Source organism: Scytonema hankhaensis NUACC26 (assembly GCF_045865695.1).
Taxonomy (GTDB): Bacteria; Cyanobacteriota; Cyanobacteriia; order Cyanobacteriales; family Nostocaceae; genus Scytonema.
Map to the genome: position 1 here is coordinate 1 of NZ_BAACAP010000060.1, position 9,125 is coordinate 9,125.

A 9,125-nucleotide genomic window follows, 5' to 3' on the forward strand; every position below is an offset into this window, starting at 1 on the left:
CAACTATTGTATCTCTCCATTCTTGCATCGCCTCTTTGGAATAGGGTTTTCCCGTATATCTATCATTCCAGCCAGCTAGATTGAGAGTTGGATCGTCTAGTGAATTCAAGTTATTGAGGTAAGTATCATTAAAGACTTGCTGCCACAGTTCTACCTGTTGACCTTGGAAATCTTCATCCTCTGTCGCTGTTGGAACAATATATGCCACTAGAGTGCGATCGCGATCGCTGTCTTCCCGTACAATGACAACAGCTTCCTGAATTTTTGGATGTTTGACTAATGATGCTTCAATCTCACCTAATTCAATCCGAAAACCACGGAGTTTAACCTGATAATCAATGCGACCTAAGTATTGCAAATTGCCGTCAGGTAACCAACGGGCTAGATCGCCAGTTTTATAAACCCGCTCAGTTTGGTTGAACAAGTTGAGGTTAATGAATTTTTCTGCGCTCAGATCGGGACGGTTCAAATAACCCCGTGCTAAACCTGCACCTGCAATACAGAGTTCTCCAGGAATACCAGGAGCAAGGGGTTGGTTGTAGCTATCTAGAATATAGATCCGGGTATTGGCGATCGGCTTACCGATAGTTGGTTCATACTGAGCATTTTTAGCAACTTTTGTAAAAGTAGAATAAGTTGTGTCTTCAGAAGGACCATAGAGATTATAAATTTCTGTCACAGATGTGCTTTGATATATAGCTTGTACCAAACTATTTTTTAATGGTTCGCCAGCTAAATTGATAACTCGGACACTTGCTGGAATCCCATTCATATTGAGCAGTTCGGCAGCAGCACTTGGTACAGTATTAATCAACGTAATCGGTACAATACTCTTACGTGCTTGCTCAATGTAAAGTGCATTTTCAACTACAATGACACTACCACCTTGAGTCAGGGGGACAAAAATTTCAAAAATAGAGAGGTCGAAACAAATTGAGGTTGATGCTAAGACACCTGCTAGCTGTTCTGCACTGAAGACGGAATGCGCCCACTTTAACAGAACTACCGGGCTATAGTGTGTAATGGCAACACCTTTAGGTCGCCCTGTGGAACCAGAAGTATAAATGACATAAGCCAAATCATCAGAGCTGCTTTGTGCTTTGAGATTGTCCGTTGAGCGATCGCACCATGTTTCTTGCTCCAGACACACGGCTTGACAGGAATTTTGCAGTTTTTCTAGGGGAAGTTGCTTTTTAATAGAGTTTGTTGTTAGTAATACAGAAGCATGACTATCTTCGAGTATTAAATGAATGCGTTCTTGAGGATAATTTGGATCGATCGGCACGTAAGCCCCACCTGCTTTCAGGATAGCAAGTATACCGATGACCATTAAGAGCGACCGCTCTACGCAGATTGCGATCGATGGATTGTCTGGTAACTGTTGCTCTCTTTTGAGTTGTAACAGGTAATGAGCAAGCTGGTTGGCTTTTTGATTGAGTTCTTGATAACTTAGGCTGCACTCTTCAAACACGACCGCAATTTTATCGGGAGTTTTTGCCACCTGTTGTTCAAACAGAGTCACCAGAGTCTGGTCTTGAGGATAATCGATCTCGGTTTGATTCCAAACTTGCAGTTGTTGGATTTCTGCTATTGTAATTAGAGGTAGCGTACTAATGGACTGTTGGGGATTTTGGGCAATCGCGAGGAGCAAGACTTCAAAGTGCTCTGCCATGCGCCTAATTGTTTCAGCCTCAAATAGATCGGTGGCATATTCCCACATACAGTGCAGTTGGTTGTCCCTTTCGCAAAGATCCAGTGTTAAATCAAACTTGGCAAATGGATGGCTTTGCTCCAAGTATTGAATATCAAGCAAAGGTAAATTAACATTCGTCCCCGCACTTTCCGTATTTTGCAACACCATCATGACTTGGAATAAGGGGTTGTGGCTCAGGCTGCGTTCTGGTTGCAACTGTTCTACCAAATACTCAAAGGGAATATCTTGATGAGCATAAGCATCTAAGCAAGTTTGGCGGGTTTGTTGGAGTAGTTCGCTAAATCCTTGTTCTGGCTTAACTTTGCTACGCAACACCAAAGTATTGACAAAAAAGCCAATTAACCCTTCTGTGTAGCTGTGGGTACGGTTAGCGATCGCAGTACCGACACATAAGTCTTCTTGACGGCTGTAACGAGATATTAAAATACTAAAAGCTGTTAACAGGGTCATAAACAAACTAACCCCATGTTTTTGACTTACTCTTTTAAGTAATGAAGTCAGTTCGTTGCTTAAACGATATTCCTCGCGCCCACCTTGGTAACTTTGTTGAGCTGGACGGGGGTGGTCAGTAGGCAAATCCAGCAATCGGGGAGCATCGCTTAGTTGTTGAAACCAGTAATTTTCCTGACTTTTTAAAATATCCCCTTGTAACCAACTGCGCTGCCAAGCTGCATAATCGCTATACTGAATCGGTAACTCTTCCCAATTTGGGGCTTGACCTTGAGCGAAAGCACAGTAAGCTTGTTGCCATTCCCGCTTAAATACACCCATTGACCAGCCGTCGCTGATAATATGGTGCATATTAACAAGCAGCACATATTTTTGCTGTTGAAGTTGCAGCAGTTTTGCTTTGAACAGGGGACCAGTATTTAAGTCAAAGGGTTCTTGGCCATGGCTATCGGCTAATCGTTGTACCGTTCTTGCTTGAGTGTGAAGATCCACTTCCTGTAAGTCTACGATCTCTAGCACTTCTATATTCTCTGGATTTTGGACAACGACTTGAGGTTTTCCTTCTAAGACTGGAAAATATGTGCGTAAACTAGTATGACGTTTGAGCACATAAGCAAAACTGGCACGCAACGCCTCTACATTCAAATTGCCCTCAAGTTGCAAAGCCATTGGCATATTGTAGGTAGCCGAGGTTCCTTTACCTTCAAGCTGGTCTAAAAACCAGAGCCTCGATTGGGCAAAGGACAGAACTTTGGGGTCATTTTCCAGCTGTGGTGCGATGGGGGTAGGGGCGCAAGGCATTGCGCCCCTACGTGCGCCCATATTTGTGTCCCTACCGTCAATAACTGTAGCCAACTCAGATAAAATGCTCTGCTCAAATACCTTGCGGACGGGCAATTCTACCCCAAAACTGTCACGAATACGAGCAACCAATTGGGTAGCTAATAGAGAATGACCACCCAGTTCAAAGAAGTTGTCTCGACGACCAACAGACTGAGTTTTTAAGAGAGCCTGCCATAAAGTAGCCAGTAGTTCTTCTGTGGGAGTCACTGGCATTTCTTCCTCAGTGGTAGTGGCTGTATCTGGTGCTGGGAGCGATTGCCGATCTAGTTTACCGTTAGGGCTAAGGGGCAACTTATCCAATACCATAATCTGGCTGGGAACCATATAATTCGGTAGGCGAGTTTTGAGATAATCCTTGAGTTGACCCCTTAAATTGACAGATTTTTCCGCCGCCGTAACATATGCTACTAATATAGGATTATTATCATTTTGATATAAAATAACAACAGCTTCTTGAACTGATGAATGATGCAATAATAGCGATTCAATTTCTCCCAATTCGATACGGAAGCCACGCAATTTTACTTGGTTGTCAATGCGTCCTAGGTATTCTATATTACCGTCTGGTAGCCATCTTGCCAAGTCACCAGTTTTGTATATTTGCTCAGTTTTCCCGAATAATTCCACTTCCAAGAATTTTTCGGCAGTAGTTTCAGGACGGTTGAGATAGCCTCTTGCTAAACCAACGCCAGCAATGCATAATTCTCCAGGTATTCCAGGGGGTAATGGTTGATGGCGTGCATCTAAAATATAGATGCGGATATTGGGCAACGGTTTACCGATAGGCGGTTTTTTGCTGTTGGGTTCACAAAGAGCGTTGCCTTTGGCCAGCGTAGCGATCGCCGCATTCACCGTTGCTTCCGTCGGTCCGTAACAATTGAAGAAACGCCTTCCCTTTGACCATTGTGCCACTAATTCTGCAGGGCAAGCCTCACCACCAACGCCTATAGTTTGCAAATCGCTCAAGGTAGCTTGAGGTAAGACAGATAAGGCTGAAGGAGGTAAAAAGCTGTGGGTAATTTTGTGCTCGGTTAAGAAGTCAACCAAGATTTGACTGGGTAACAAGGTGTCTTGTTGGGCGAGATACAAACTCGCACCCGTGACCAAGGTCGTGGCAATTTCTGCTACAGATAAATCGAAACTAAACGACCCAAACTGAAGCAAACGGCTTTGGGGTTGAACTTGAAAAGTGCTAACCCATGCCTTGCTGAGATTGACAATTGCTCGATGCTCAATCATGACCCCTTTAGGTCGTCCGGTGGAACCGCTCGTGTAGATGATGTAAGCTAAATTCTCAGGCGTAGTTCGGGGACTGGGATTCTCTGTGAATTCTTCGGCAAAAATTGCCTTATCCAAACAAATGACTTGACACGAGTGTTCGCTGTTCGCACCGAGTAATCGATCCAGTAGGCAACTTTGGGTGAGCAACACCTTTGCCTCAGAATCTGCCAACATAAACTCAATCCGCTCTTGTGGATAATTGGGGTCAATTGGTACATAAGCCCCACCTGCTTTGAGGATTCCGAGGACACCAATCATCATCTGTAAAGAACGTTCTACACAGATACCAATTAAAGTGTCTGGCTGAATTTGGTAATTGTGAATCAGATAATGAGCCAATTGGTTCGCTCTTTGATTGAGTTGCTCGTAAGTGAGGCTTTGGGATTCAAACACCACAGCAAGGTGATGCGGATTTTTTGCAACTTGAGCTTCAAACAGGTCAACTAAAGTTTGATGGAGGGGATAATCAGTTTGAGTTTGATTCCAAATTTGCAGTTGCTGACGTTCATCCTCTGTCAGCAACGGTAAAGAATGAATCGATTGGTGTGGGCGATCGACAATTCCCTCAAGCAGAACTTCAAAATGTTCCGCCATCCGTTTAATGGTTTTAGTGTCAAACAAATCTGTTGTGTATTCCCATTCTCCTATCAATCCCTGGGGCGTTTCTCGAAACGTCACCAACAAATCCAACAAAGTTGTCGTATTTTCCCATTGAAAACGGGTAACATTTAATCCATTGATTTCCAGTTTTTGCTCGGATTCATTTTGTAAGCTAAAAGCCACTTGAAATAGAGGATGCTGAGAAAGCGATCGCTCCAAACCCAGTTCATCGACGAGTTTCTCAAAGGGTAAGTCTTGATGGTCGTAAGCATCCAGGGTGACTTGCTTCACCCGGTTGAGTAATTCTAAGAAGGTTGGATTCCCTTGCAAGTTAGTACGCAAAGCTAGGGTATTGACAAAAAAGCCAATCAGTGTTTCTATTTCCCGACGATTGCGATTGGCGATCGCAGAACCAATGACAATATCCTCTTGTCCGCTATAGCGCGACAGTAAGAGCGTAAATGCTGCAAGTAAAGTCATAAACAGAGTAGTTCCCGACTCCTGACTCAAACGCTTCAACTTCTGTGTTAAATCTTGAGTAAGTTCCAAGAAGATGCTACGCCCTCTGAAACTTTGAACCGAAGGGCGGGTTCGATCTGTAGGCAATTCTAACAGAGGCGGGACGGCGGCTAATTGTTTTTGCCAGTAATTGAGTTGGGTTTGGAGTACCTCTCCCTGTAGCCATTGTCTTTGCCAGTGGGCAAAATCGGCATATTGTAGCGATAATTCGGGTAAGGGAGACGGTTCTCCAGCACAAAATGCAGTATAAAGGGTGAATAATTCACGGCGGAATATGTCCATTGACCAACCATCACAAACGATATGATGGATAACGAGCAACAGCAGATAGGATTGGTCAGCCAGTTGCAACAACTTTACCCGCAACAAAGGCGGGTTTGATAAGTCAAAAGGCTGTAGCAATTCTTCTGTGGCTAACTGCTGCGCTTTACTTAACCGGTCTTTTTCCGTCAATTGTCGCCAGTCTAGCACTTGTATCATCAGTTGGGGATGAGTGTGAATCACCTGTATTGGCGAACCATCAATAACTGAGAAGGTGGTGCGTAAAACTTCATGACGTTGAACAATTTCTCTAATAGCTTGTTCTAAAGCACTTATATTCAGAAAACCGCTAAGTTGCCAGAAAAACGGCACATTGTAGACACAACTTTCGCCTTCTAATTGGTTGAGAAACCACAGTCTTTGTTGGGCAAAAGAGAGGGGAAGAGGTTGTTCCCGCGATACGGTAAGCAGAGGAGTTAGGCTGCGATCGTTCTGTGAAAATTGCTGTTGCTTTTTCAGTTTTTGTAGGACTAATTCTCGCTTTTCTGGCGAAAGGGTTTCAAGACGTTTTAGTAAATCGCTCATAATACTTATTATTGAAAATTAGTTTTTTAAAGAGCTTTCAAGAGATACAGGAAGAAGAATTAACCGCAGCCTGTAGCTGACGAACGCAGATGGATACCACTCGATTTGTACCTCAGCAGACTAGGAAATTTCATCTTGTAAGACCTTCATCTTGTGGTACGGGCGTCCCCGCCCGTTCTTTTTTATTAGTAGGGTGGGCATTGCCCACCAGAAGTATGTGGTATGAGTAATTGCTGCATAACTTCTTCTTCTGATAACCCATCCACTTCCCCTAAAATCTCTTCTAAAGCATCATTTTCTGCTTGCTCAAATTGCCGATTGCTTACTTTTTGGGTAAGTTCAGCAATAGTTGGATTTTCAAACAAGTAACGCAAAGTAAAATCAATAGAAAAAGCTTCTCTTAATCGAGAAACAACTTGAGTAGCCAATAAAGAATGTCCTCCCAACTCGAAAAAGTTATCATAAATTCCAACCTGTTTTAATCGAAGAACTTCAGCCCAAATTGTGGCTAATTCTTGTTCGGTAGACGTGCGAGGGGCAACAAAATCAACTTCTAAACTTCTTTGGGAAGTATCTGGAGCAGGCAAAGCACGGCGATTTATCTTACCATTAGGAGTCAGAGGAAATTCCTCAAGAAATACGAAAGCGGCAGGAATCATGTAGTCAGGTAGCTTGTTCTTAAGGAATTGTCGCAGTAGGGGCGCAAGGCTTTGCGCCCCCACAGTCGGTGCGTTCTCCTTACTCAAGAGATAAGCAACTAAGTACTTGTTCCCAGGTTCATCTTCCCGCACAATGACTACGACTTGCTTTATATCTGGATGCTGAATGAAAACCGCTTCAATTTCTTCTAATTCAATGCGGAAACCCCGAATTTTAACTTGTGTATCAATTCGACATAAAAATTCCAGATTCCCATCAGGGAGACGGCGGACTAAATCCCCGGTTTTGTAAAGCGTGTCACCTTCAACAAAAGGATTGGGAATAAATCTTTCACGAGTTAATGTTGGTTGATTTAAGTAACCTCTAGCAACACTCGCCCCACCCACATAAAGTTCTCCAGGAATCTCAAGAGGAACCCTGTGTAAATCTCTATCTAGTAGATACACTGTCCTGTCGCCGATAGGTTTTCCGATGGGAATTGAATGAACGTTTTGAGCAAGTTGTTTGGGAATCGGGTAACAAGAGGTAAAAACTGTACATTCTGAAGGACCATAAGCATGAATAATTTGGGTTCCTGGCAATAGTTCTAAGGCGCGACGAACATGAGGTATAGAAACGGACTCTCCCCCAAACAGCAGTTGTTTTACTCCTGACAAACCTTTAGGCATTGTGTCAATCGTGAGATTGAATAAAGCCGTAGTCAAAAACAGGGTATTAACCTCCTGTTCTTGGATAATGCGGCTTAAGTCATCAGGTGTGGGAATTCGATCGGGGTAAAGCACGCAACGCCCTCCGTAAAGCAGGGGCGGCCAAAGTTCTAGGGTGAGTGCATCCCAGGAAATGGATGAATGTTGTAACCAAACTAGGTCTGCATCAAGGTGAATGTAATCAACCCCATATAAGCTAAATTTTCTGGATTAACTTCACTGGGTAAATTGTTTTCTTTATACTGGCTAATTATTTCCCAATCTGAATCAAGATTCACTACAGTTTGATTCTGGATGGGAAGGCGATCGCGCAAATGAGTTTGTGTGAGTAAGATGGATGCGTGTACATCTCCTAACATAAACGCCAGTCTTTCTGAAGGATAAGCCGGATCTAGAGGAACATAAACACTACCCGCTTTGAGAATAGCAAGTATTCCTATTACCATTAAAGGCGAGCGATCGACACAAATTCCCACCCGTACTTCAGGTTTAACTCCCAGTGCTTGTAAGTAATGGGCTAATTGATTGGCGCGGTTATTTAACTCCCGATACGTTAAGTTTTGCTTTTCATACACAAGTGCGACTCCATTGGGAGTTTTTTCTACCTGTTCTTCAAATAAACTATGAATACATTTGTAATGAATAGAATTTGTCTTTTGTTGATTCTCAAGCAGAATTAATTGTTCTTCTTCGGCTGTACTAAGCAGAGATAATTGGGAAATCTCTTGTTGTAGATTGGCTGCCATTCCTTCTAGCAACGTCTGGAAATGTCCGAGCGTGCGAGCAATTGTCTGTTCCTCGAAGCGACTGGTATCGTAGATAATTCTGCCAGACAATTGCGCTCCAGGATTAACCACTACCGTTAGAGGATAATTCGTGCGTTCAAAACAACGAAGATGACTAATTTCTAAAGTTTTTTTGCTTTCCTGTTTGGCAGAATCGAGCGGGTAATTCTCAAAGACTAAAAGGCTCTCGAAAAGTGGCATTCCTGGGGGAACATCACTGAAGCGCTGAATTTCCGCTAGGGAGAAGTAAGCATATTGTTCTTGCTCGAGTGCTTGGGTTTGTAAATGCTTGAGCCAAGGCAGAATTGTTGCCTTGGCTGTAACTTGTACTCGTATGGGAATGGAGTTGATTAATAGCCCGACTATTGAATCCACTCCTGCCAAGTTCGGTGTGCGACCCGACACAGTTGCACCAAAGACCACATCATTTTCCCCACTGTATCGCGTCATGAGCAACGCCCATGCTCCTTGCACCAAATTATTCAAGGTTAAATGGTGCTGTCGCGCTACATATTGTAGTTTGTCAGTTAACGTTTGAGATAATTGGAAACGTTGCTCATCATATGTTCCTTGTTCCCTGTCAAGAGTCCCCTGTCCCCTGTTCCCCCCTAAAGGGGTAGGAGCCTCAAACCCCTGGAAAGTTTGTTGCCAGAAGCTTTTTGCCCCAGCAATATCCTGTTGCTGTAACCAATCAATATACTCTCGATAGGGGCGAGCGGG

Annotated in this window: 3 protein-coding genes; all 3 read right to left on the reverse strand. The window is 43.5% G+C overall.

Features of this window, described 5'->3' with window-relative positions:
* A partial coding sequence (locus ACKTT2_RS01465; protein ID WP_407883236.1) for a non-ribosomal peptide synthetase occupies window positions 1–6,253 on the reverse strand: 6,253 nt, incomplete at its 3' end.
* Window positions 6,254–6,438: 185 nt separating this feature from the next.
* Window positions 6,439–7,797: a non-ribosomal peptide synthetase gene (locus tag ACKTT2_RS01470; protein WP_407883240.1), complete on the reverse strand. Its 1,359-nt coding sequence runs from the start codon at window positions 7,795–7,797 to the stop codon at window positions 6,439–6,441.
* The coding region (locus tag ACKTT2_RS01475) for a condensation domain-containing protein (RefSeq protein ID WP_407883238.1) at window positions 7,776–9,125 on the reverse strand (1,350 nt) is incomplete at its 5' end. The genes ACKTT2_RS01475 and ACKTT2_RS01470, both read right to left, overlap by 22 nt.